The organism is Paenibacillus sp. J2R1T-4, from assembly GCF_059692235.1.
Genome location: NZ_JCAUBA010000001.1, coordinates 647,753 through 674,164 on the forward strand (window position 1 = coordinate 647,753; position 26,412 = coordinate 674,164).

The following is a 26,412-nucleotide window of genomic DNA, read 5'->3' on the forward strand; positions in this document are numbered from 1 at the left end:
CCCTAACCATGCATAATCTGATTCTTGCCGGAGTTCTTCGCTTTGTACAATGCCATGTCTGCCCTGTAGAAAAGAGTTTCTACGCTTAGCTTGGCTTCATTGAAGGACCAATCGGATACACCGCACGAAACCGTTACTTGAGGGTACGTTTCCTCGCTTACTTTTCGGCAGATGCGTTCAGCGACATGGATCGCTTGTTCGCGGTTCACTTTGGGGAAATAAATAGCAAGCTCTTCTCCTCCCCATCTCGCAGGTATGTCTCCATCTCGAATGCACGACTTGATGATCCGGCTTACTTGAATGAGCACATCATCGCCGATTTGATGACCGTGACGATCGTTCACTTTCTTGAAATTATCAATGTCGAGCAGGACAAGTGAACCGCATGCATCTTTCTTCTGAAAGGCACAAATTTGCTCGTCAAGGAAATGCCTCGTGTACAATCCAGTTAAATGATCCGTTGCTACCATTCGACGAACCTCGGCATGCAGGCTAGCATTGGTCAAGGCTAGTCCGATATGTCGGGAAAGAACCTGAAGCAATTTGTAGTTATTGTATGAGAAATAATTCGGCGTGCGGTGAGCCATCAAGATTGCTCCAACGGCTTCACCATGATTCAATATTGGACAACCCAGCAGTGAACGCGCTTCCGTTGCCTCCATCCATTCGGAGTTGATATCACAATTAGTCTTGTAATCGCCGAGCAGGACGGGCTCCTTGTTGTTGATCACAAGCCCGACGAAGCCGGAGTCAATGGAGAGGCGCTCATTCATGAAGTTCTCAGGATCGCTAACTCTTACAACAAGTTCATTTGTAGCATGATCCAAATCTATGATACACGCGAATTCAGCATGGAAAATCCGGGTCAACTCATCAACTGCATATTGGAATATATCCTGAAGTTTCAAGCTCTGATTCAGGCGATGTGTAATTTCATTTATTAATTGAAGCTCTTGAACTAGGCGCACCGTCTGGCCGAACAATTGCGCATTCTCGAACGCTGTGCCAGCGGTTTCGGTGAGAAGCCCAATGAAATCCAAGTCACTTGAAGGAATGGAACGCTCTTTAGGCAACAGGTGAAGCACGCCATAAACGCCCTGTTTACCCTTCAAAGGTACAGCCGCCGCACGGCTCCTCGTATTCGAACCGATACTATCATCAGCAATCACGATACAGCCTTCCATAAAGGCTCTCGTGCATAGATGATCACTTTCATACAGAGACAGCGGTTCCACAGGAATGTCTGGACACAGATGGTCCTGGGAAACATACAATTGTTTTTGCAATTGCGGGTATAACATCTCCAGACAAATGATCCATTCCGTTAAAATGGCATTTACATCATTCAATTCGTGAAGTTGCTTGGAGAGGTGGAATAAAGTACTTTGTCGTTCTGAAACTATATTCGCTCGGTTCAACGTCGTTGTTAGCCAAACATTTTCTTTCTGTACGCATTCAGCTTCCATTCTCGCAGTCAAGGCCGATGCCAAAATGCGCAGCATCAGCATGGAATCCGCTCTTGTTTGACTAGTTCTCATCACCAAAGTAACCGTCTGACGGCTGAACTCCATGATGATCTCTACGGATGGGAATTCAGAAAAGTCCTTTTGCGAGAGAAACTCAGGCTGCGGTTGGTCAGATATCCCATGAAGCTGCCTTTGCACAATAAGAGTTCCGTTAAGATCAAGAAGGGCGAACGATATATCAGTTTCAAGCGATTCAACGAGAAATTCATCCATGATTGAGTGAAAAGCTTCTGTCAATTGGGCTGTGCTGGAACTCGTTTCCCGGGACTCGCGATCAGCTGCTGAAGCAAACATTCCAATATCGGGATATAGCAAGCTTGGCGTCGATTCGGTCGGTATATGTTCTTCTCCCATGACAAACTCCTTCTAGTAAACTTCAATACTATAATAGTACACGTTCTGATCCTTCAATGCAGCATATATTATTCGTCAAAAAGCCCCACGAAGCGCCATTTCATTCGGTTTCTATTCCTTCGGAGAACATTACTTCTTGGGATCACTTGACACAGCCACCTGCTATCTTATAAAATTAGAAGTCGAGTGGAAACTGATTGTTCTGAGAATAATTACGGTGTCACCCTCACTGATTTTGTTGCTGACAGGACTGCGGCTGAACATTCCTGGCAGATGATTCCCTGGGGATCTGTAAACAAAATCGGGCACCCCGGAGCTTACTCGTTTCTAACTTATGACAAGCTTACAATTTGCAACCCAACCTATAAAATTCAATTAGTAGAAGGAGTATGAATACATGTCACGTTATACAGGTCCTAAATTTAAATTAAGCCGCCGTCTTGGTATTTCCCTGAGCGGTTCAGGTAAAGAATTGAAACGCGCATTCCCTCCAGGACAACACGGTCCAGGACAGCGCAAGAAATTGAGCGGGTACGGTGTTCAATTGCAAGAGAAGCAAAAGCTTCGCCATATGTATGGTTTAGGCGAGAAGCAATTCCGCAACTTGTTCGACAAAGCTTCCAAGCAACAAGGTATCTCCGGTGAGAACTTCATGACCTTGCTTGAGAGCCGTCTGGACAACCTGGTATACCGTTTTGGTCTATCCAACTCCCGCGCAGGCGCTCGTCAGCTTGTTGCACATGGTCACGTTACAGTCAACGGTAAGAAAGTGGATATCCCTTCCTACCTTGTTAGTACTGGCGATGTAATCGGTCTTCGTGAAAGAAGCCGTAACTTGTCAACAATCAAAGAAGCTTTGGCTAACCGCAATTTCTTGCCAGCTTACGTTGAATTCAACGAAGGCGCTATGGAAGGTAAATTCGTTCGTCTTCCAGATCGTTCTGAAATGCCTCAGGAAATTGACGAGAAACAAATCGTCGAGTTCTACAGCCGTTAATCGTAAATACAACAACCGTCCGGTGCATCTACATGCCGGACGGTTTTTTTCATGGAAATTAAATTTTCAACCATAAACCTTAGTTCCTTTGACATAAGTTGCTCGTACCTGCCATTCGTCGTTTATCAACACAAAATCGGCATCCGCACCGGTACGAAGCATCCCCTTTCTATCATGTTCCCCCACTTGACGGGCTGGCACGACTGTCGCGGACGGCAGTACTCGTTCAAGCGGCAGCCCTGTGAACTGCAGTGCATTCCTGAGCGCTGTTAACATATTCAGTGTACTGCCAGCCAAACTCGAACCATCGGTCAGTTCCACTGTCCCCCCTTCCATGCGAACGGGCATCCCTTCGATTTCGTAATCCCCATCAGGGCAACCTGCACAATATACGGCATCCGTAATCAGTGCGATGCGTTCAGTGCCCTTTAGCGCAAAAGCCATCTTAATGCCTTGTGGACCGACATGAAAGCCATCAGCAATTAGCTCGATCGTCAGCTCAGGCAACAATAGCCCTGCCCCCGTAGCGCCAACATCGCGAGAATGAAACGGACGCATCCCATTGAAATGATGGGTCATATGGCTCACCCCCCAATCGACCGCATGCTCCATTTCCGCGAAGATGGCATCCGTGTGCCCAGCCGAAACGGTAACCTTCTGATTGCAGAGGAAACGGATGACCTCTTCGGCTCCGTTAAGCTCCGGCGCGATCGTCACAAGGCGAATCCATCCACCTGCCGCTTCGAGAAAACTTTCCACCTCTGCCTTGTCTGGTGTTCTCAGCAGTGTCGGATTTTGCGCCCCGCCGCGAACCGGATTCAAATACGGTCCCTCCAGATGAATGCCGATCATCTGAGCACCCGTTGTACCATTGCTTTCGCTTTCGGCCATTTGCTTCATCGCCTGTAACGAATGAACCAGCTTCTCCGGTGTTGCAGACAAGGTGGTCGCCGCAAATGAAGTCGTGCCGAATTTCGCATGATAACAGCTCATGCCAAGCAGGTCTTCCTCTCCTTCCATAGCATCATAACCGCCGCCTCCATGCACATGGATGTCGACAAAACCAGGTAAAAGCTTACATCCCTGAGCGTCTATAATCTCAGCTCCCTCAGGCGGCTCGACTTCCTCTCCACCTACGGCTCCGATGCTTCCATCCGGCATAACTAGTAATCTTCCATTGGGAATATGCTCCCACGGTGTGTACATCTTGGCATTTATCCATAATACGGACTGACCATTCATTTACTTCTCCCCTTTATTTCAAATTGCCAAATGCCTGTCCATCATAACAACTTTAATGTTAGTGCGAACGGCCTTTCCTATATAGAGGACAATACTAAATTATACTGTGGAACTATTATCCTTCTCCCTTTAAACTGAAACACAATCAATAAGAAGGGGTCCATGCTACTCCAAAAGCTTAACGCCAGCTCAGCCATAAAAGGTTGATGCTGGCGTTAAGGTTTGTTATTAGTTGTTACTTTCCTGATTGATCATGAGGCACTGTGACCGTTACAGAAGTAACCGTTTGGTTGCCCGAGTTGTCGATTGCAGTGTAGGTAATCGTATAGATACGGCCTGTTCCGTTACCTAATCGCTCAGCGCGTAAACTAAAAGAAGTGGCCGGTGTGCCTAAATCTGCTTGTGTGTCACTTGGATCAATATCTTGTTCATTGCTCGTTATAGAGGTTAACACCACTGAAGCAATACCAGATATAGCATCACTCGAATTCAGTGTTGCATTAACTAGCACCATTTTCTTGTTTGCTGGCCATATAGATGTTCTATCTAATTGAACCGTTAACAATGGCGCCGTTTTGTCTACCTTGAACTGTACACTTTGGGTCTGTTCTACATTACCAGCTTGATCTGTACTGCGATAGGAGACTTGATAAACCCCATCACCGAATGTAGGAATGGAACCCGTATAGGTTATCCAAGCTCCGTTATTTACCTGGTATTCTGTGCTCAATACACCAGATAAATCGTTATATACAGCCAAGCTAACCGTTACATCCGAAGTATACCATCCATTGCTTCCATTAGGGACTGCTGGACTTACAGTTGCGATACTTACAGGTGCAGTCTTGTCGATATTACTTACCACATAGCTAGTTACATTGGATACATTTCCTGCAGCATCTTTTCCTCGAGCAAAGACCGTGTCATTAACTGAAACAAAGACAGGAGCAATGTACGAAGTCCAAGTGCCGTTTATACCCACTCTGTATTCTTTCACCAATGCATCTGTTGGATAGCCGATCGTTACGGTGACATCCAATTTGGTAGGTGTTGTAATATCTGCGGTTAATACAGCATCTGCCGGTGGTGTCTTATCGATATTGCTAACAACGTAGCTGGTAATATTGGACTGGTTGCCTGCAGCATCTGCTCCTCGTGCATACAAGGTACCATTAGCTGTAACGATCACAGGGCTAGTGTATGCTGTCCATGGGCCATTTGCATCAACGCGGTATTCTCTTATTGTTACATCAATCGGATATTTGATCGTAACGATGACATCCGTGTTGGTCGGTGCGGTAGTATTTGCAGTGTAAGTAGCATCTAAGCTTTTTTCGTCCGCTCCAATATCATATCCGTTGCCTATAGGACGCAGATTACCATCCATATCGGTTGGAACATCATTTGGCAAAGCGATACCGGTATCGATGGCTGCTTGTGCAGTGAACGGATTCAAGTGATAGTCACCATTCTCCGGATTGACGAGCATTGAGCTTGTGCCGTTCGTAATGTTGTTGCTTTCAATGGCCGTTCCGCCATGGCGTGGCTTAACCGGCTTATCTAACAGGTTGTTACGAACTTCCCCGCTGCTCTCCGGAAAACGGGATTCCACTGACCCTACGTTCGGTCCCGTGTTTAGGATTGTATTGTTGTACACCTTGAAGCCAGTCGCTTTGTTCATGTATACGCCAGCGTCCTTAGCACCATATACAACATTGTTGCGCATAATACCGCCGCGATGTTCGTAGGTCGTGTCGCCGTAGCGGAAATATTGCGGTGCTGTTCCACCACCGCCGAACGACATGGCGATGAAGCTGTTTTTAAACACATTGTTCTCAATGATTGTATCTATCGAGTTCCCTTTAGCAAAAATCGCATATCCTATTCCGTTGTTCGCACCTAGTGCGTTTTCGAACACATTACCGCGAACTACCCAGCCTTTGGCTGCAATCAAGTCAACTCCTTCCACACTGCTCCGCAGTCCGCTTATGGAATACCCGATCGATGAATTCTCGATCAATCCGTAATCGGAGTAAGGATGTTCAAGATTGTCGCTTGACGTCGCCTTGAAGCCGCCCTCACCGTTGTCCCACGTTTTCAAATGGTCAGCGTGGAAATAATCCGAGCCATTGTTAACCTGAATCGAATGATAGTACGAATCACGAATGGTTATATGTTTGAAAGTCACGTAATCCGAGTCGTTCACTTTGAAATTGATATCGAGCGATGCACTGTTGATTCCTGGACCCTTTACGACAGTGTCAGCAAAATCCGTCGTTGCGCCTTGAATCGTGATGTTGTTCTTGCCATTGATTTCAATGGAGGAAGTCTGATTGTAAGTGCCTGCGGCAAGAGTAATGATACGTCCGCCTACAGGGGCCTCATTGATGGCCTGCTGCAGCTGAGCTAAGGAGTTTACCGTCACACTGTCCTGAACAACAGGAGTAAAAGTAGTAGCACTCACCACGTTGGACAGAGCCGAATAGTTTCCAGCATCATCATATGTTTTGACAGCAAAATAATAGGTCGCATTTGTTTCCAGCTGATTCACCTGAAACTTCATCGCCAATCCGGGTTCCTTCTGAGCTAGCTCGTCTTCCGATTGCGTTGCAGACGCCCAGTTCGCCTCGGTGATCGGTGAGGTCGAATAACGCACGTCATAGCCAGCTGCTTTGCCCAAGTTCCCGTCATTGCCAGGTGCCGTCCAGCTCAGCTGCACGCTGCGTACGTTCGGCCCAACTGCCTGCAAATCAGCGATAGTCGAAGGTGGATTCGGGTCTGTAGCAGGTGTTGTCACGGGAAGCACGTTTGACAATGCGGAAGCATTGACTGCTTCGTCAAATGAACGAATCGCGAAGTAGTGAGTCATCCCCGGCTTCAGGCCGGATACATGAAGAGTCTGAACGGATCCTGATACTTGAGGCGCTGGTTCGTTCGGCAATTGCACCGCATCGTTCCAGTTGTCCTCAGTAATAGGTGCTGTATGATGCCTTATGTCGTAGGATGTAGCCGTTCCAACAGAACCGTCATCTCCCGGCGCAGACCAGGATAAAGATGTTGTCTTCCAAGTCGTATTGGCGCTGGACAGATTGGATACGGCAGAAGGCGCGCTGCTGTCTCCAGGATCTGCGTAAACCTCGATTTCTACTGGTGTATTAACCAGATTCACATCTTGGGTTACCCTCACATGTCCGTTTGCCCAAACCCGCACATACCGAGCGTTCAACGGCGAAGCCAGTACGATATTTTTACCCGAGCCGTCGCCCGGCTCCAAGTACTCGGCATCTGTACCTGCTCCAAGACCAGAACTATTGTTTGAATCGTTGTTGAACACGGTCGTTACGCCGGTTGCGAACGTCGGGTCATTCGACACTTGGACAATATGATCGCGTCCAGTACGATAAGTGGCCGCACTCGATCCCCAGTCGTTGCGGATATTGATCCGGCTGATGGGGTAAGACTGTGTCAGATCTACTTGAACCCACTTAGGACCGTCGTTCACGCTTATCAGCATATATTTGTCGTTCGTCTTGACACCATCCGTCAAGGTGGAAAGAGGTGCGTTATTAATAATATTCGTAGCATTTGTCGTAGTAGGTTTTCCTAACGCGACGTTTACCGTGGATTCCATGTCGACTTTCAAGACATTGGAAAGCGCAGATTCGTTATTCGCATTATCGCGAGTTTTCATCGCAAAGTAGTAGGTCTCTCCTGACGTTAGGCCAAGAACGGTGAACTGTTGTCGAGTTCCGGCGATTTGCGGTGTTGGTTCGCCCACGACTGGCGTGGCAGCGCTCCAGTTCGACTCGTTGATTGGTGTCAAAGAATAGCGGACATCATAAACACTAGCTGTGCGGTCGTTACCGTCGTCACCTGGCGCTGTCCAGCTTAGTTCAACGCTTCTGAGCGTTTTGAGGCCAGTTGCCATATCGGTGATGGCAGCAGGCGCAAATGTGTCCGATCCGCTTATAAGCAGATACGGTTTGTTATAAGGGTTTTCTGAGCTGTTCATTTCCACTCTTGCCCCTTGTCCGGTGGCATCGTGAATTTTAAATGTAACGATTTTGTCGGCCATCTGACTGTTGATGAATTCTGTAACGTCGAATTCATACCAGCCCGGCTGACTGAACGGGATCGTCCCCAGCGTGACTGCGCCAGTCTCGTCGGCTAAGGTAAGTTTATTGACTGTACTTTCCGACCAGTTATCATTCATTAAGCCTACTACGGTCATTACATTCGGCTTGTTTGGAAGAGTAGGCATAAATATTTTCAAGACCGCTCGTTCGGTGGTTGTACCGGTGAAGTTATTAAAATCAACTTTCATGTAATCCCAATAAATACTGTTTCCATTGTTTACGATAATAAGCAATGGGTTGTTACCGGATCTGTCACCCGAGTTCGCCACATATGCGTCGTCAGTCGGTGTAAACTCAGAACCTGAAGTTGCCAATGTCATGATAGAAGCAGTCGACAGCACAGACTGGTTGCCTTGATCGTCCACTGTCTTGATCCCCACATAGATTGTCGAACCAGCCGTGGGACCATCCAACAATAATGATTGTGAGGTTCCCGGTGCTTGAGGAATCGGCTCGTTCTCCCATTGAAATGCATTGTTCCAATTCGCCTCGGTAATCGGAGCGTTCGCATATCGAATGTCATAAGCGTAAGCCGTTCCCGTGTTACCATCATCACCAGATGCGTCCCATTTTAGAAGGAACGTGCGAGCCGTTGCATTGCTTGGGGTCAGATTGGCAACGGCTGCTGGTGGCGTCGTTTCACTCGGTACAAACTCATCTGCGCCGATATCCTGTGCGCTGCCGTACGGACGCGCATCGCCGTCCATATCCGTCGTTACCTGTGGCAAAGTCATGCCTGCATCCCTTGCGGCCGAACCATAGAACGGATGAAGGTGATAATTGCCATTCGCCGGATTAACCAACCAGCTGGCATTACCGTTCGTCAGGTTGTTGCTCTGCGTCGCAGTCGCGCCATCGCGGAGTTTAACGGTTGTGCTCAATAGATTGTTGCGAATTTCACCACTGCTCTGTGCGAAGCGGGGTTCTATCGAGCCCAGTCCAGGGCCAGTATTGAGAATAGTGTTGTTGTAGACCTTGAAGCCTGTTGCTTTGTTCATATAAATGCCTGTGTCGTCTGTGCCGTACACGACGTTGTTGCGAATTACTCCGCCGCGGTGCTCATAGGTCGGATCTTGATTACGGAAGAATGCAAGTCCCGAGCCACCACCACCGAACGAGATGGCAATAAAGTTATTTTTCAAAATGTTGTTCTCAATGATTGTATCCATTGAGTTTGCTTTGGCGAAAACCGCGTATCCGCCGCCGCCTTCTTTTCGTTTCGTGTTATCGAATGTGTTGCCTCGGATAACCCAACCTTTGGCAGCGATCAGGTCAACGCCTTCCACTGAGCTATGTATACCGCTTACGGTGTAACCGATCATTGAATTCTCAATGATCCCATAATCGTTATAGCCTAAGCCTGAGTTAACGTTGAATGTTGTCTTGAAGCCGCCTTCCCCATTGTCCCACGTCTTCAAATGATCAGCATGGAAGTAGTTGGAACCGTCATTAACTTGAATGGAATGGTAATAGGAGTCCTGAATAGTCAAATTCTTGAACGTTACATAATCAGAGTCGTTTACCTTGAAGTTGATGTCCATCACGGTACTGTTGATGCCCGGCCCTTTCACGACCGTATCATTGTAATCAGTCGTTGCACCCTGGATTGTGATGTTGTTTTTGCCAGTAATCGAAATAGTGGACGATTGATTGTAGGTTCCAGCAGCGAGTGTGATAATCCGACCACCTACAGGTGCATTGTTGATCGCCTGTTGAAGATCACTCAAGGACGATACCGTAACAGCGTCTGGTGTCGGCGCAACTATTGTAGCGCTGACGACATTAGACAGGTCTGAGACATTATCCACATCGTCTGTTGTTCGGATTGCAAAATAATAGGTTGAACCCAGATTCAGCTCTTTAACCTTAAATTGCATAGCAGACCCGACTGGCTTCTGCGGCAACTCATCTTGCGCCTGCTGTGCTGATGCCCAGTTCGCCGCTGTGATTGGAGACGTTGAATAACGGACGTCATATTTAGCAGCATCACCCAAATTCCCGTCATTGCCGGGAGCGGTCCATGTCAGCTTCGCCGACCGATTAATAGGCTGAAGCACTTGCAAGTCCGTTATGGCTGCAGGCGCTTGGGAATCAACTGCCGGTGTTGTTACCGACAATACATTTGACAGGGCCGATTGGCTAATGATGTCTTTCGTTTTCATTGCAAAATAATACGTTGTAGTTGGGCTCAATCCTGGGACTGTAAATGTCTGCAGGGTTCCAGCCTCCTGCGGCGCTGGTTCGTTGACAGCGCTAATGGCGCTGTTCCAGTTCGCCTCTGTAATCGCAGAGGTGGAATAGCGGATATCGTAAGAAAGTGCGGTGCCCGTGTTCCCGTCGTTGCCAGGCGCCGTCCAGCTCAGTTCCACCGCTTTCCATGTCGCTCTGGGGCTAGATAAGTTCGTTACATTCCCCGGAGGCGCCAAGTCTTTAGGATCCGCATATACCTCGATCTCAACAGGGGTATTAACTGTATTTAGCGAACCGTTGACACGGATGTGGCCGTTCGCCCAGTAACGGACATAGCGGCCGCTGACTGTATCCTTGAGGAATATGTCTTTCCCGCTTCCATCGGCCAGTTCCATATACTCATCATCTGTTCCAGCACCGAGAAGCGAACTATTGTCGCTGTCGTTATTGAATACAGTCGTGACACCGCTTGCAAAATCTGGATCGTCCGACACCTGGACTACGATGTCCCGTGCTTTTCGAAAAGTGCCACTCGCTCCCCAATCGTTGCGGAGGTTAATCCGGGCGATATCGTATGATTGCCCCAAATCAACTTGAGCCCATTTAGGTCCGTCCACAACGCTGTAAAGCGTATACTTGTCACGTGCCAGCACCCCGTCCGTTAGCGCGGACAGCGGCTGACCGCTCGTGGTTGCTGCGTTCGTAATTACCGGTTTCCCAAGCGCCATGTTCGCTACAGGTTTCGTAGAGACACTAGTAGCGGCGGATAAGTCAGACACTTTACCGTCGGCTCCTATCGTTTTCATTGCAAAATAAAGTGTCACACCTGACGGAAGCCCCTTAGCCGTCATCGTTTGTACGGAAGAAGCGGAGGCTGGAGCAGGTTCACCTACTAGACGTTTCACGACTAGTCCGTTATTCCAATTTGCGCTTGTGATCGGCGAAGTTGAATAACGAATATCGTAGCCAGTTATGGTTCCAGAACCGGGACTGTTCCAGGAAAGGACCGCGCTGTTTACGCTTGTGCTGTTCGCCGTCAAATTGACAGAAACCGGAAGCGAGGAGTTCGTCGAAGGGATGGCAGCATAAACTTCCAACTCTACGGGTGTATTGACCTTCTGAATCGACCCGTCCCCAAAACGTGTATGCCCATTCGCCCATGAACGCACGTAACGAGCGTTGATCGATGCGCTTAAGGCTATCGTTTTGCCGGTGCCGTCAGTCGGCTCCAAGTAGACGGCATCGGTACCTGCTCCTTGGCCGGCGGTGTTGTCAGCATCATTATTGAAAATCGTCGTGACGCCGCTTGAGAACGTCGGGTCATTGGACAGTTGAACGATGATGTCTCTTCCGTACCTCGGCGTCGACGCGTTATAATCGTTCATTACATTGACACGTGTGATGTCGATCGATTCGCCCAGATCTAGTTGAATCCACTTGGGGCCAGTAGCAGCATCGATTAGCAAATAATTGCTCGTTAGACGGTCGCCATCGATAGCTTTGTTTAGCGAAAGGGCGTTTAATACCATAGCGTTAGTTGACACCGTTGCCTGGCCGAGAGCGACGTTGGTTTCGGTTTCGATCGCGAATGCTTTTTGCCCGGGAGTAAACATAAATTGTGCCGATAACAAGGTCGTGAGAAGTAAATACACCCCTGATTTTTTCATAGTTGAAATCATATAAGACCTACCTTCCATCCAATTGTTTTCTTGTTGCCTAAGCGACTAAACCAATTGATAGCGAACTGATCGAGCTTTCATTTCCTCCTTCCTGTCCTTCTAAAGGATCTACGAAGCGCGTCTGACCGTCATTTCGTAATATGAAAGCGCTTCTATTCTTAAGGATGACACAGGCTTTGCCTGTTCACCATTAGAATGAATTGTCTTATGCTCGGTCATTTACATACAAAACAGTTGATTTTAGTAGGTTCGAACATAAAAAAAAGTCTGCCACGTTACCGTGGCAGAAAGGTTATTAGGGTTAATCTTTAACGATTATATAGGAGACTTCCGAGCATGCTTCAATCTCAGAGAATCCATATGACAAGGAAGTACAAATTACTGTAGATCTGTCACGGCTCATATACATTGAATTCATACACACTCCACCAAGCCGACCGCGTTCCCGTTTGCACCACTTTGATGTATTGTGCAGTTTGCATCGAGAAGGTTATGGTCTGGGAGGTACCGCTACCCGTCCCGGTTGCTACGGCGCTTCCCCAGTTCGTTCCGTCTGAGGAAACGTAAACCGCGTAACTGGCCGGGTAGTCGGTGCCGGAATCCAACTTAATCTTGTTGAAAGTTTGTGCTGAACCCATGTTAACTTGGATATATTGTCCAGGACTCTGTGAGCCGCTTGTCGTCCAACGGGACGTTGAACTTCCGTCCAAAGCTCTAGAAGGCGGAAACGTATTCGCAGAAGCTGTCGCAGTCCAGCCGGTCCTGTTCAAGGCTGCGCCGCTCGACGGAGTGGCTGATACTTGCGCGGAGTTCGCGCTTTCACTGCTTCCGGTTAGTGCGCTAATTACATAATAATACGTGATTCCGTTCGTCAATGGGGTATCCGTATAGGTGACTGCTGTCACACTTGATGCAATTGTCGAATAAGGGCCTCCACTTACAGTACTTCGCTTTACGTTGTAGCCTGTCGCACCAGTGGAAGCGGTCCAGCTTACCGTGGCTGATCCACTGCTGCCTGTTGCTGAGATGTTGGTCGGAGCCAAGGCAGGTACTGTTATGCTTACTTCAATTGAGTCTGGGCTTGAACCGTCGGAATTCACAGCAACAATTACATAATAATAAGTCGATCCAGCAGTTACGGAGCTATCTGTGTAATTGTTCGATGAAACATTAGACGCTAAGGTTGTATAAGAACCTCCACTGACCGCCGACCTCTTTACATTGTAACCAGTCGCACCAGAAGAGACATTCCAGCTCAATTGTACCGCTCCGTTGTATACACTTGCCGTTACGCTAGTCGGTGCCGCCGGGACCGTGCTTTTCTCGTCTGCACCGATGTCATAGGCTGTGCCCGTAGGACGCAACTGACCGTCCATATCGGTGGGGACATCCGTAGGCAATGCGTAGCCGGTATCGATAGCCGATTGAGCCGTTGCCGGATTTAGATGATAATTGCCATTGGCCGGGTCGATAAGATAGTTCGAGCTTGCATTGTCGATGTTGTTGCTTTGCGTGGCCGTTCCGCCGTCGCGAAGCTTGACTGTCTTATCCATCAGGTTGTTGCGTACATCCCCACTGCTTCCCGCGAAACGGGACTCGATTGCGCCTACGCTCACACCTGGCGCAATGCCTAGCAATGTGTTGTTATACACTTTGAAGCCATTGGCCTTGTTCATGTATACACCAGAATCCAACGTACCATATACAACGTTGTTGCGCATAATGCCGCCTCTGTGCTCGTAAGTCGTAACGCCGTTACGGAAATATTGGACCGCTGTGCCCCCGCCGCCGAACGACATAGCGATCGCACTGTTTTTGAACACGTTGTTCTCGACGATCGTATCCATCGAATTGCCTTTGGCAAAAAAGGCATAACCAGGGCTGTTATCGGCGCGCTTCGCGTTCTGGAATGTGTTTCCACGAATGACCCAGCCTTTGGCGGCAATCAAGTCGACGCCTTCTACACTTCCTCGCTGACCGCTCGTGGTATAACCGATCAACGAATTTTCGATCAAACCGTAATCCGTGTAAGGAAGCTCCAGATTGCCACTTGATGTTGCCTTGAAGCCGCCCTCACCGTTGTCCCACGTTTTCAAATGGTCGGCATGGAAATAATCCGAGCCGTAGTTGATTTGAATCGAATGGAAGTAAGAATCACTAATCGTCAAATGTTTGAACGTCACGTAATCCGAGTCATTCACTTTGAAATTGATATCGAGCGTTGAACTATTGATGCCTGGACCTGATACAACAGTGTCGGCGTAATTCGTCGTAGCGCCCTGAATCGTGATGTTGTTCTTGCCCGTGATCGCGATGGTGGAAGTCTGGTTATAAGTGCCTGCGGCAAGAGTAATAATCCGTCCACCAACAGGTGCATTATCGATGGCCAGTTGCAGCTGTGCTAAGGAAGTTACCGTTACGCTATCCGGAGTAGGCGTAAACGTAGTTGCGCTCACCACGTTAGATAAGGCGGAATAGTTCCCGGCATCATCAACCGTTTTGACAGCAAAGTAGTACGTCGTGTTCGTTCCCAGCTGATTCGCCTGATACTTCATCGCTAACCCGGAATCCTTCTGAGCCAGTTCATCTTCCGCTTGTGTTGCGGAAGCCCAGTTTGCTTCAGTGATCGGTGAAGTCGAGTAGCGGACATCATAGCTGGTTGCTTTGCCCAAGTTGCCGTCATTGCCCGGTGCCGTCCAAGTCAGCTGCACGCTGCGTATGTTCGGCGAAACGGCCTGCAAATCAATGATTGCCGAAGGCGGTGTCGGATCCGTAGCCGGGGTCTTCAAGGTGATCACATTGGACAAGGCGGACGCGTTAACCGCTTCGTCAAAAGAACGCATCGCGAAGTAGTACGTTGTCGCCGGTGTCAAGTTGGATACCCCGACCGACTGAACGGTTCCGGCTACTTGAGGGGCCGGTTCGTTCGAAAGCTGCACACCATCATTCCAATTGTTCACGGTAAGTGGTGCCGTATGATAACGAATGTCGTAGGACGATGCCGTCCCCACAGCCCCGTCATCTCCCGGCGCAGTCCACGATAAAGACGTCGTTTTCCAAGTCGTTTGACTACTGGACAGATTCGATACGGCCGAAGGCGCGATGCTGTCTCCAGGATCGGCGTAAACCTCAATTTCTACAGGCGTATTCACAAGATTGACGACTTGATTCACCCTTACATGTCCGTTAGCCGAAAACCGCACATATCGGGCATTAATTGGCGATGCGAGTACGATATTTTTGCCCGAACCGTCGCCAGGCTCCAGATACTCGGCATCCGTACCTGCTCCGAGACCCGAGCTGTTATCCGTATCGTTGTTGAACACGGTCGTAACACCGGTTGCGAACGTTGGGTCATTCGACACTTGGACGACATGATCGCGTCCGGTCCGATAGGTGGTCGAATCCGCCCCCCAGTCGTTGCGGACATTGATCCGACTAACGGGGTAAGCCTGGGTTAAATCAACCTGAACCCACTTGGGTCCGTCAGCGACGTTAATCAGTGCATATTCATCCCTCTCTTTGACCCCATCTGTCAGGATGGAAAGGGAAGCGCCATTCGTAACAGTACCGTTAGTCGTGACTGATTTGCCCAGCGCAACGTTGATCGTGGTTTCCATGTCGACTTGAATGACGTTGGAAAGTGTAGATTCGTTATTCGCGTTATCGCGAGTTTTCATCGCAAAGTAGTAAGTCGCCCTAGGCGTCAGATCAAGAACAGTGAACTGTTGCCCCGTTCCGGCGGATTGCGGTGAAGGCTCGCCCACTATAGGCGTGGCGGCGCTCCAGTTCGACTCGTTAATAGGCGTCGCAGCGTATCGAACGTCGTACACGCTTGCTGTCCGGACATTACCGTCATCGCCGGGCGCTGTCCAGTTCAGTTCTACACTGCTGAGCGTCCTCTCACCGGCTGCCAGATTGCTAATAGCTGCAGGGGCCGAAATATCCGCTGCGCTCACGAACAGTAATGGCTTATTATAGGCGTTTTCCGAGGTGTTGATAGAAACGCTTCCCCCTTGTGCGAGGGGATCATGCAATTTGAAACTAACGATTTTATCGGTCATCTGACTGTTGATAAAATCCGTGATGTCTAATTCGTACCACCCCGACTGGTTCAACGGGATCATCCCCACCTGAACTGCACCGGTCTCGTCGGGTACGATGGTTTTTGTGACCGTGCTTTCCGTCCAAGAATCGTCCAACAATCCTGTTACGGTCAGCTGATGTGGTTTGCTAGGATTATTAGGGACATATAGCTTCAATACCGCTTGTTCTGCGGTTGTACCGGAGTAGCCGGTAAAATCCGCCTTCACATAACTCCAATAAGTGCTGTTTCCGTTGTTTAGGATAGTAAGCGTTGGACCGGTGCTTGACCTGACACCCGAGTTCGCGACATATACATCATCTGTCGGTGTAAACTCCGAACCCGAAGTTGCCAATGTTGTGATCGAAGCGACATTCGACAGCGCGGAGAGGTTGCCTTGGTCGTCCGCTGTCTTCATCGCCACATAGATGGTAGAACCGGCCGTTGGGCCAACCAACGTTAGGGATTGCGAGGTTCCATTGACTTGCGGAACCGGTTCGTTTTCGACATTCTGAGCACTGTCCCAATTCGCATCCGTTATTGCCGCATTCGCATAACGAAGGTCATAGGCATAAGCTGTGCCTGAGTTGCCATCATCACCAGGTGCGTCCCACGTCAGTAGGACCGTGCGAGCCGTTGCGTTGCTGGCGGATAGATTGGCCACAGCTGCAGGAGGCGTCGTTTCGGATGGTACAAATTCGTCAGCGCCTAGATCTGGAGCGCTTCCGTAGGGACGTGCATCACCATCCATATCCGTTGGTACCTCTGTCAAAGTCATGCCAATATCTCTTGCGCCCGAGCCAAAATACGGATGGAGATGATAATCACCATTGGCCGCATCTACAAACCAGCTTAGAGTTGCATTCGACACATTGTTGCTCTGTGTTGCTGTTGCGCCGTTGCGAAGCTTAACGGCTGAGCTCATCAGGTTGTTCCGAATCTCACCACTGGTCTCTGCGAAGCGAGGCTCGATCGAGCCGAGGCCGGGACCGATATTGAGAAGCGTGTTGTTATAGATCTTAAAGCCTGTCGCTTTGTTCAAATATATTCCGGCATCATCGGTACCGTATATCACATTGTTGCGCATAATGCCGCCGCGATGCTCATAGGTCGAATCTTGATTCCGGAAGAACGAAAGTCCCGAGCCGCCACCGCCGAACGACAGGGCGATAAAATTGTTTACGAATACATTGTTCTCAATGATTGTATCAATGGAGTTGGCTTTCGCGAAAACCCCGTATCCACCACCACCTTCGGCACGTTTCGTGTTTTCGATATGGTTGCCCCGGATTATCCATCCTTTGGCTGCGATCAAGTCAATGCCTTCCACAGAGCTATGAATACCGCTTACGGTGTAACCGATCATTGAATTCTCAATGAGTCCGTAATCGTTATAGCCTAAGCCTGAATTGACATTGAATGTCGTCTTGAAGCCGCCTTCCCCGTTGTCCCATGTTTTCAAATGATCGGCATGGAAATAATTTGAACCGTCATTCACTTGAATGGAATGGTAATACGAGTCTTGGATTGTTAAATGCTTAAATGTGACATAATCAGAGTTGTTCACCTTGAAGTTTATGTCCATTGAGCTGCTGGTGATGCCCGGCCCTTTCACGACTGTATCGTTATAATCAGTCGTTGCGCCTTGGATCGTGATGTTGTTCTTGCCAGTAATGTTAATCGTGGACGTCTGGTTGTAAGTCCCAGCAGCAAGCGTAATGATCCGACCGTCTGCAGGTGCATTATTGATTGCCAGCTGAAGATCGCTCAAGGACGATACCGTGACAGCGTCCGGTGTCGGCGTAACAACCGTCGCGCTGACAACATTGGACAAGCCTGAGACGTTACCCGATTCGTCGGATGTTCGGACCGCAAAGTAATAGGTTGTATTCAAGGTCAGCTCTTTCACCTTGAATTGCATCGCTGATCCGGGGGGCAACTGCTTTAACTCGTCCTCCGCCTGCTGAGCAGATGCCCAGTTGGCTTCTGTAATCGCAGAAGTGGAGTAGCGAACATCGTATGACTGCGCTGTGCCCCAATTTCCGTCATTGCCGGGAGCTGTCCATGTCAGCTTCACAGACCGATTCATCGGCTGCACGGCTTGCAGGTTAGTAATGGCCGCTGGTGCCGCGGTGTCTGATGCCAGTGTAGTGACGGACACTACATTCGACAGGGATGAAGTGTTTACGATGTCCTTCGTCTTCATGGCAAAATAATACGTTGTGCTTGGGTTTAACCCTGCCACACCATATGACTGCGAGGTTCCGGCCACTTGTGGAGCTGGCTCACCAGTAACTTGCAAAGCACTGGCCCAATTCGCCTCAGTAATCGCAGAGGTGGAATAGCGGATATCATAAGACAACGCTGTGCCCGTATTCCCGTCATTGCCCGGGGCAGTCCAACTGAGTTCGACCGTTTTCCACGTGGTATACGTATTGGCCAAATTCGATACGGCCGCAGGAGCCGTCGGATCCTGAGGATCAGCATATACCTCGATCTCGACAGGTGTATTGACTGAATTCACCGAACCGTTAGTACGGACATGGCCGTTCGCCCAGTAACGGACGTAGCGGGCGCTGATCGTATCGGCGAGGAGGATATCTTTGCCGCTTCCGTCGGCCAGTTCCATAAATTCCGAATCTGTCCCTGTTCCGAGACTCGAACTGTTGTCGCCGTCGTTATTGAATACCGTCGTGACACCGCTCGCAAAAGAAGAATCGTTGGAAACCTGGACAATGATGTCCTTTCCGTAACGATAAGTCCCGCTTACGCCCCAATCGTTACGAATATTAATTCGGGCGATGTCATAAGATTGCCCCAAATCGACTTGAGTCCATTTCGGTCCATCCGCTACGCTAATGAGCACATACTTGTCACGTGCCGTCACTCCGTCCGTTATCGCGGACAGCGGCTGCCCACTCGTGCTGACTGCGTTAGTCGTGCTTGTTTTCCCAAGCGCAATGTTCGCAACTGGTTTCGTCGAGGCGTTAGCAACAGTGGACAGGTTAGACACCTGACCGTCGGCTCCAATCGTCTTCATCGCAAAATAAACCGTTGCACCTGACGGCAGTCCCTTCACAGTCATGTTTTGCACGGTAGAAGCTGTGGCTGGTGCCGGTTCCCCTACTACCCGCTTCACAACCAATCCGTTATTCCAATTTGCGCTTGTAATGGGTGAAGTCGAATAACGGATGTCGTAGCCGGCTATGTTTGCCGGACCGGGACTATTCCAGGAGAGGACCGCATTATTTACGGTCGAGCTGCTCGCCGTCAAATTGACTGAGATCGGATGCGAGGCGTTCGTGGCAGGAATGGCAGCATACACCTCCAGCTCTACAGGCGTATTGACCGTTTGAATCGACCCATCCGCTGTGCGGGTATGCCCGTTGGCCCATGAACGCACGTATCGGGAGCTTATCGGAGTGCTTAACGTTATCGTTTTGCCGCTGCCGTCCGTTGGCTCTAGATAAACAGAATCAGTTCCCGCCCCCTGACCTGCAGTATTATCAGCATCGTTGTTGAAGATAGTCGTGACGCCGCTTGCGAAGGTGGGGTCATTGGACAGTTGGATGATGATGTCTCTTCCTGACCTCGTCGCCGCCGAGTTATTATCGTTCAATACATTGACACGAGTAACGGCGATTGACTCGCCCAGATCGAGCTGAACCCACTTGGGTCCGTTGGAAGCATCGATAAGCACATAATTGCTCGTCTGACGGTCGCCGTCGACCAACAAGTTGAGCGATTTGGCGTTCGTGACAACACCGTTCGTTGTCACTGTCGCATTGCCTGCTGCGACGTTAACTTCGGTCTCGTCCGCAAACGCTTTAGGGCCGGGAGTAAGCAAAAACTGTGCCGATAGCAAGGCGGTGAGGAGTAAATACGTCCCAGATTTTTTTACAACAGAAATCATACTGACACTTCCTTTCCATTCAATTGGTCTTCCAATTGCCACAGAGACTGCTATCATTGGATTCCGTGCTGCTTGAGCTTTAATTTTCCTCCTTTCCTGTCATTCGAATATGTTCGCCGAAGCGCGTCTGACCGTCCACTCTGATATGAAAGCGCTTCTATTCACAAGAATGTCACAGACCACGCCTATTCACCACTAGAAGGAATTGACTTATTCTGAGTCATTTCAATACAAAAACTGATTATCTTAGTTCGCCTTAATAGGTTCGTAAACAGAAAAAAGCCTGCCACGTTAACCGTGGCAAGAGCTATTCATCCGCCTATCGAATACTATAATACTCTGCAATACCTGCGGGCAAAATAAGACCGTTCACTGCCTTTATGTTATAATAGAGTGTGGGCCAGTTTATTTTATTATGATTCATCTTATAGAAGCAGGAGGTCTATCATGCAAGAAGATACAACAAGAAAGCCATCCTTTTTTGAAACGCATCCCAAAACCCGTAAAACGCTATTATTCACCTTATCTACTCTCAAATGGACATTCGTATTAGGTATGCTTTGTGTTATCCTTGGGGCTGGTGCAGCTTTCGGTTATGTGAGCGCATTAGTCAAAGACGATCCCGTCCGCAGCAAGGAATACATATTAGAGAAGATGGACGAGAACGCACTGACCGGTTTCGTCTATTTCAACGACGGTACCCAGATAGGGCAACTCCGCGCCGAAGAAGACCGACGGATGATAAGTACTGGCGACCTGCCCGCTACTGTGCGTGATGCAGTCGTTTCTATTGAAGATTACCGCTTTTATGAGCATTATGGGATAGATATGAACGGTTTGTTCCGGGCGGTCTCACAAAAAGTGACCAATGCTGACGTGCAGACAGGCGGAAGTACGATTACTCAGCAATTAGCTCGACGCGTGTTTCTGAATCTCGATAAGAGCGATAACCGCAAAGCCAAGGAGATCTTTCTTTCTTTACGGCTGGAACGCCTCATGTCCAAAGAACAGATTCTACTCGCCTACTTGAACAAAATTCCATTTGGAAACGGCTCGAACGGATCTAATCTGTCCGGGATTAAAGCAGCTTCAAAAGGAATATTCAATATCGAAGATTTGAACCAACTGAATGTAGCTCAGGCTGCCTACTTGGCTGGATTGCCTCAGTTGCCGAGCTTGTACTCCGCGTTCACCAGCAGAGGAAAGTTCGATAAATCCGGTTTTGACAAGGCAAATACTCGTAAGGAACTTGTTCTCAAGCGAATGTACGAAACTGGCAAGCTGACCCAAGCCCAATACAACGAAGCGTTGCAATTTGATGTTCTAGCTTCTCTGGCTCAGCCTTCGGAGAAAGCGTATGATACTTATCCGTACTTAATGCTTGAAGCGGAGCGCAAGGCATCGGAAATTCTGCTTAACCTTAACACTCCGAATCTGAAAACCGAGACGAAGGCTGAGAAGGAAATTTACGCAGAAGCGCTAAAAGAAGCTCGTGAGCAGATGATGCGCAATGGCTATAAAATCTACACGACGATCGATAAAGTGATCTATGAGCAGATGCATCTGATTTCAGAAAATCCGAAGAACTTCACCCCGGATGATAAGGACAAAGGCATTGAGCAAATCGCCGGCATCATGATTGACAACAAAACAGGCGCTATCCTCGGCATGATTGAGGGTCGTGACTTCTTCGTGGAGCAGTTAAACTTGGCTACCCAAATGTTGCGTCAACCTGGTTCAACCATCAAACCGATTGCAGCATATGTTCCAGCGATAGAGAAAGGTACGATTCAACCTGCGACCATAATCGATGATGTCCCATTAATACTAAAAGACTGGGTGAAGAAGTTCCACTTGCCGGAAAACTGGGATAATAAATTCCATGGCTTAATTACAGCTCGTACCGCCTTTAATCAATCCTACAACATTCCAGCGATCAAGCTTTTCCTTGAAGATGTAGGCATTAGTACGGCCTGGGATTATGCTAAGCGCATGGGGATCAATTCCATTACCAAAGAAGATTACAACGCACAGACGGGTGTTATCGGCGGATTGTCGGTAGGGGTTTCTGTTGAAGAAATGACGAATGCCTACTCGACTATTGCTAATAAAGGCATTTTCAATGACGCCTACATGATCAGTAAAATAACGGATGCGGACGGCAAGGTTATTTTCGAGCATCAGCTGAAGCCAACGGCTGTATTCTCGGAGGAAACCGCCTTTCTGATGACGGATATGATGCGGACGGTTATCACATCGGGTACAGCCACAGACATCATGAGAGATTTCAAGTATTACAAACAATTTCCAACTGTAGGTAAAACCGGTTCCACTCAAAATGATGGCGATGCCTGGTTCATGGGCTATACTCCGGACATTACGGTTGGAGTGTGGGCTGGATATGACATGCAAAAGGATTCTTTGAAGAAGACGGGTTGCAGCATTACAGTTGAGCCTGGCTGCGGTACGCACCGCGCGAAGAAAATATGGTCCAAGGTCATGAACGCAACGGTAGAGAATAAGCCAGAGCTGTTCGTAACCCCTACTTTTACAAAGCCGGCCTCGATTGTTGAAATGACAGTTTCGGGATACTCAGGCAAGCTTCCTAATGACATGACGATCAGTACGGGCAAATTAAACAAAGATATATTCAACAAAAAGTTCGTGCCTACGGAAGAAGATAATGTTCTGATTAATCAGAAATTCGTCAGCTTCGACGGCGGAGTATATTTACCTAAACCAGAAACGCCAGCCGATATGGTTCGAGAGAATGTGGTCATTCGCCGCCCGAAACCGATATCGCAAATTATTAAGGAGATCGAAGCCGCTCTCCCGCAGATGCCTGAAGAGAACCGAAAGGATATATCTCACTTCTACCCGACCGACTATGAGGATGATGCTGCTTATATGATTGATCCTCGAGTTGATGACGGCGCGAAGCCGAATGCACCTACTGGGACAGCCTTGCGAAGAAATGCGGATGGCACGAATGAAATCGTGTTCCAACCAGCAACAAATCCAGATATTGTGGGATATCGGTTGTACCGATCCACCGACCGATCCGGATTCCAAAGAGTACCTGGCAGCGTAGTCCTTATTGGTCAGGAAGCAAGGTTGGTCGACAAGCAAGCAACACAATGGCTTGTGGGGTACTATGTAACCTCCGTAGACGTTGCGGGTAAGGAATCCTCACCGAGCCGAGTAGTGTATTCAGACGGCAATACTGCTGATATTGTGCCGATCGATAATATAGGAATGCCGAATGGCTCGGGTACGAGTACCGGGAGCGGGACAACGGGTGCGCCGACACCCAATCCTTCGGGACAGACGGGTAATAAGCCCGTCCCTGCTGCACCGCGTAATCTGACGCTCAAGCCGACCGCAGCTGGACTTGAGATTGCTTGGACGGCCAATTCTGCATCCGATTCGGTGAATCGCTACGATATTTATTACAGCAATAAAGAGGCAGGCCCCTATGAGAAGCTGCAATCGTCCAATACGAACAAGGTGAACTATTATGCCATTCTATATGATGGATGGTATCGAGTATCCGCTTCGAATAGTAATGGTGAGTCATTGCCATCCAAAGCCGTTCAGTATAAAAAATAAGCAACACAAAGAAGATCGTCCAGCATCCACTGCCGGACGATCTTCTTTGTTTATTGCTCAATTATTAATCTTCAATCGTTGACAAGTCGCCTGTCGGAAGACCAAGCTCCCACGCCTTCAATACGCGGCGCATGATCTTACCGCTGCGAGTCTTAGGCAGCTTATCCTTGAACTCGATCTCGCGAGGCGCAGCATGAGCAGACAGCCCTTCCTTGACGAACTTGGAGATCTCAGCCTTCAGTTCATCCGATGGCGTGAAGCCCTCACGCAGCGAGATGAACGCCTTGATTACTTCGCCGCGAAGCGGATCCGGCTTGCCGATTACGCCCGCCTCAGCAACGGCAGGATGCTCGACGAGCTTGCTCTCGACTTCGAACGGTCCTACGCGCTCACCAGCGGTGTTGATCACATCGTCAACGCGGCCTTGGAACCAGAAGTATCCGTCTTCGTCTACATACGCTGAGTCTCCGGATACGTACCAGCCCTCGAGCTGGAAGTATTCCGCATACTTCGAAGGGTTATTCCAGACCTTGCGCATCATCGAAGGCCATGGCGTCTTGATCGCCAGGTTGCCCATTCGATATGGAGGCAGCACATTGCCGCTGTCATCAACGATCGCCGCGTCTACACCAGGAATCGGACGGCCCATTGAGCCAGGCTTGATCGCCATCGACGGATAGTTGCAAATCAACTGGCCGCCTGTCTCTGTCATCCACCAAGTATCGTGAATCCGTTGGTTGTATACTTTCATCCCCCAACGAACTACTTCAGGGTTAAGCGGCTCGCCTACGCTCAGAACGTGACGAACGGAAGAAAGATCATACTGAGCCACTACATCGTCGCCCGCGCCCATCAGCATGCGGAATGCCGTTGGAGCACTGTACCAGACGGTGACTCCGTAGCGTTGCAGCGTGCTGTACCAGTCCTGCGGACTGAAACGTCCGCCGCGGATGACGTTCGTCGCGCCGTTCAGCCATGGTGCGAAGATCCCGTAAGAGGTCCCCGTTACCCAGCCCGGGTCTGCGGTACACCAGTACACATCGTTCTCCTGCAAGTCGAGTACGACGCGACCTGTATAATAATGCTGAATCATTGCATTCTGCACATGGTATACGCCTTTAGGCTTGCCAGTGGAGCCGGACGTATAGTGAAGGATAAGTCCATCCTCACGATCCAGCCATTCGATATCGAGCGATTCCGAAGCTTCACTCATTTCTTGTTGAAAGTTGACTTGACCTGGAGTAGAAGCATCCACATCGGAGCCGACTAGGATCACATGTTTTAAGTTAGGTAATTCACTAACCGGTACGCGGGACAACTGCGACGGTGTAGTGATGATGGCAACTGCCTCGCTATCGGCCAGACGGTCGCGAACAGCGGTTTCCATGAATGCTTCGAACAGAGGTCCAACGATAGCGCCGACTTTGAGCGATCCGAGCAAAGCGAAATATAATTCCGGTGTGCGCGGCATGAAGATGAAGATACGATCTCCTTTGCCGATTCCGAGCTTGCGAAGCACGTTACCGAATTTGTTCGAATTCGCTTTCATTTGCGCAAACGTATATTGCTCATCACGGTTCGCATCACTGTAATATAGCGCCACCTTGTCACGGCGATCCGATTCCGCATGGCGGTCAATCGCCTCATAGGCCATGTTCACTTTGCCTGTTGTGTACCAAGAGAACTGCTTCTCTACTTCTTCCCAATTGAAGACATTACGCGCTTCCTCATAGCTTGATAAATTTGCATTTTGTGCTGTTGGTTGGATCAACTCTTCTGTTTCCCCTTGCATCCCCATTCTCCTCCTCTGTTTAACAAACCCTAGAACTATCATTGGTTCAAGCGCTTTCATTACGAGTAGAAAATCTTTGATTCTTAAGTAGAGAAATCAGCATAATAAATTTGGACAATTTGTGGCATGTCTATTATAGCATAATCGCTTTTATTCGACTATTTCCTTTTCATTTTCTAATAAATTTGCTATAAGTAGCTTATTAGATGTTGTTTGGGACGGCGCGATGCGCCCGAGAGGAGATGCCCGCCATGGAACACATCAAAATCTATCACGCCGAGCAAATCGTACATGAGAACAACACGATCGTTGTGGAAGGCCCTGTTTCCGGTGATTTTCTGCGTACTCTGCAAATGCATCCGGATCTGGACGCGTTTCGCAGACCCAAAGATCAACATGAAGCACTGGTTGAAATTGCTGAGCTGCCTGAAGGCAGAATCGTGATTGCACGTCTGAATGAAATTATCTTGGGATATGTCACGTTCCACTACCCGGATGAGATGGAGCGATGGTCTGAAGCTAAGATGGACGATCTTGTTGAGCTTGGAGCCATCGAAGTAGCGGATGACTACCGTACGCTTGGTCTAGGCAAGAAATTAATTAAATTGGCCTTCATGGAAGATCAGTTGGAGAATATGATTGTCTTTACAACGGAGTACTATTGGCATTGGGATTTGAAGGGCGAACTGTCAAATGTATGGGACTACAGACGAATGATGGAGCAACTGATGAAATCTGTTGATATGATCTGGTTTGCGACCGATGATCCGGAAATATGTTCCCATCCGGCCAACTGCCTTATGGTTCGCATTGGCAAGCTTGTGCCGCAGGAATCCAAAGAACGCTTCGACGGCATTCGTTTTCGCCAGAGGTTTATGGTATGAGTTGTC

8 protein-coding genes are annotated in these 26,412 nt (G+C 48.9%); 3 read left to right on the forward strand and 5 right to left on the reverse strand.

Annotated elements, in window-relative coordinates; genetic code table 11:
- Positions 1 to 2 precede the first annotated feature (2 nt).
- Positions 3 to 1,880, reverse strand: a complete 1,878-nt coding sequence (locus tag AC58QD_RS03195) for a diguanylate cyclase (protein WP_497329906.1) — start codon at positions 1,878 to 1,880, stop codon at positions 3 to 5.
- Between the two features lie 397 nt (positions 1,881 to 2,277).
- Between AC58QD_RS03195 and rpsD the strand changes: the two genes are divergently transcribed.
- The gene (gene rpsD / locus AC58QD_RS03200; protein WP_497329908.1) at positions 2,278 to 2,877 is read left to right on the forward strand and encodes a 30S ribosomal protein S4; all 600 of its coding nucleotides are present in this window, start codon (positions 2,278 to 2,280) and stop codon (positions 2,875 to 2,877) included.
- 66 nt (positions 2,878 to 2,943) lie between these two features.
- On the opposite strand, the gene nagA is transcribed toward rpsD, so the two are convergent.
- The 3 genes from nagA to AC58QD_RS03215 form a co-directional block, all read right to left on the reverse strand.
- Positions 2,944 to 4,119, reverse strand: coding sequence for an N-acetylglucosamine-6-phosphate deacetylase (gene nagA, locus AC58QD_RS03205; protein WP_497329910.1), 1,176 nt, complete (start codon positions 4,117 to 4,119; stop codon positions 2,944 to 2,946).
- Positions 4,120 to 4,354: 235 nt separating this feature from the next.
- Positions 4,355 to 12,124: a fibronectin type III domain-containing protein gene (locus tag AC58QD_RS03210; protein WP_497329912.1), complete on the reverse strand. Its 7,770-nt coding sequence runs from the start codon at positions 12,122 to 12,124 to the stop codon at positions 4,355 to 4,357.
- A gap of 392 nt (positions 12,125 to 12,516) precedes the next feature.
- Complete coding sequence (locus AC58QD_RS03215; protein ID WP_497329914.1) at positions 12,517 to 20,121, reverse strand: fibronectin type III domain-containing protein; 7,605 nt, start codon at positions 20,119 to 20,121, stop codon at positions 12,517 to 12,519.
- A gap of 447 nt (positions 20,122 to 20,568) precedes the next feature.
- On the opposite strand from AC58QD_RS03215, the gene AC58QD_RS03220 reads away from it, so the two are divergent.
- Positions 20,569 to 23,730, forward strand: a complete 3,162-nt coding sequence (locus tag AC58QD_RS03220) for a transglycosylase domain-containing protein (protein ID WP_497329916.1) — start codon at positions 20,569 to 20,571, stop codon at positions 23,728 to 23,730.
- A gap of 64 nt (positions 23,731 to 23,794) precedes the next feature.
- Here AC58QD_RS03220 and acsA read toward each other — a convergent pair whose 3' ends face one another.
- The gene (gene acsA / locus AC58QD_RS03225) at positions 23,795 to 25,522 is read right to left on the reverse strand and encodes an acetate--CoA ligase (protein ID WP_497329918.1); all 1,728 of its coding nucleotides are present in this window, start codon (positions 25,520 to 25,522) and stop codon (positions 23,795 to 23,797) included.
- A 251-nt stretch (positions 25,523 to 25,773) separates the two neighbouring features.
- Between acsA and AC58QD_RS03230 the strand changes: the two genes are divergently transcribed.
- Positions 25,774 to 26,406 carry a GNAT family N-acetyltransferase gene (locus tag AC58QD_RS03230; RefSeq protein ID WP_497329920.1) on the forward strand — a complete coding sequence of 211 codons (633 nt, stop codon included), beginning with the start codon at positions 25,774 to 25,776 and terminating at the stop codon, positions 26,404 to 26,406.
- Positions 26,407 to 26,412 lie beyond the last annotated feature (6 nt).

Bases quoted from the DNA above. Each gene is read 5' to 3' on its own strand.
- AC58QD_RS03210 (WP_497329912.1), bottom strand. From the start codon at position 12,124: ATGATTTCAACTATGAAAAAATCAGGGGTGTATTTACTTCTCACGACC.
- rpsD (WP_497329908.1), top strand. From the start codon at position 2,278: ATGTCACGTTATACAGGTCCTAAATTTAAATTAAGCCGCCGTCTTGGT.
- acsA (WP_497329918.1), bottom strand. From the start codon at position 25,522: ATGCAAGGGGAAACAGAAGAGTTGATCCAACCAACAGCACAAAATGCA.
- nagA (WP_497329910.1), bottom strand. From the start codon at position 4,119: ATGAATGGTCAGTCCGTATTATGGATAAATGCCAAGATGTACACACCG.
- AC58QD_RS03230 (WP_497329920.1), top strand. From the start codon at position 25,774: ATGGAACACATCAAAATCTATCACGCCGAGCAAATCGTACATGAGAAC.
- AC58QD_RS03215 (WP_497329914.1), bottom strand. From the start codon at position 20,121: ATGATTTCTGTTGTAAAAAAATCTGGGACGTATTTACTCCTCACCGCC.
- AC58QD_RS03220 (WP_497329916.1), top strand. From the start codon at position 20,569: ATGCAAGAAGATACAACAAGAAAGCCATCCTTTTTTGAAACGCATCCC.
- AC58QD_RS03195 (WP_497329906.1), bottom strand. From the start codon at position 1,880: ATGGGAGAAGAACATATACCGACCGAATCGACGCCAAGCTTGCTATAT.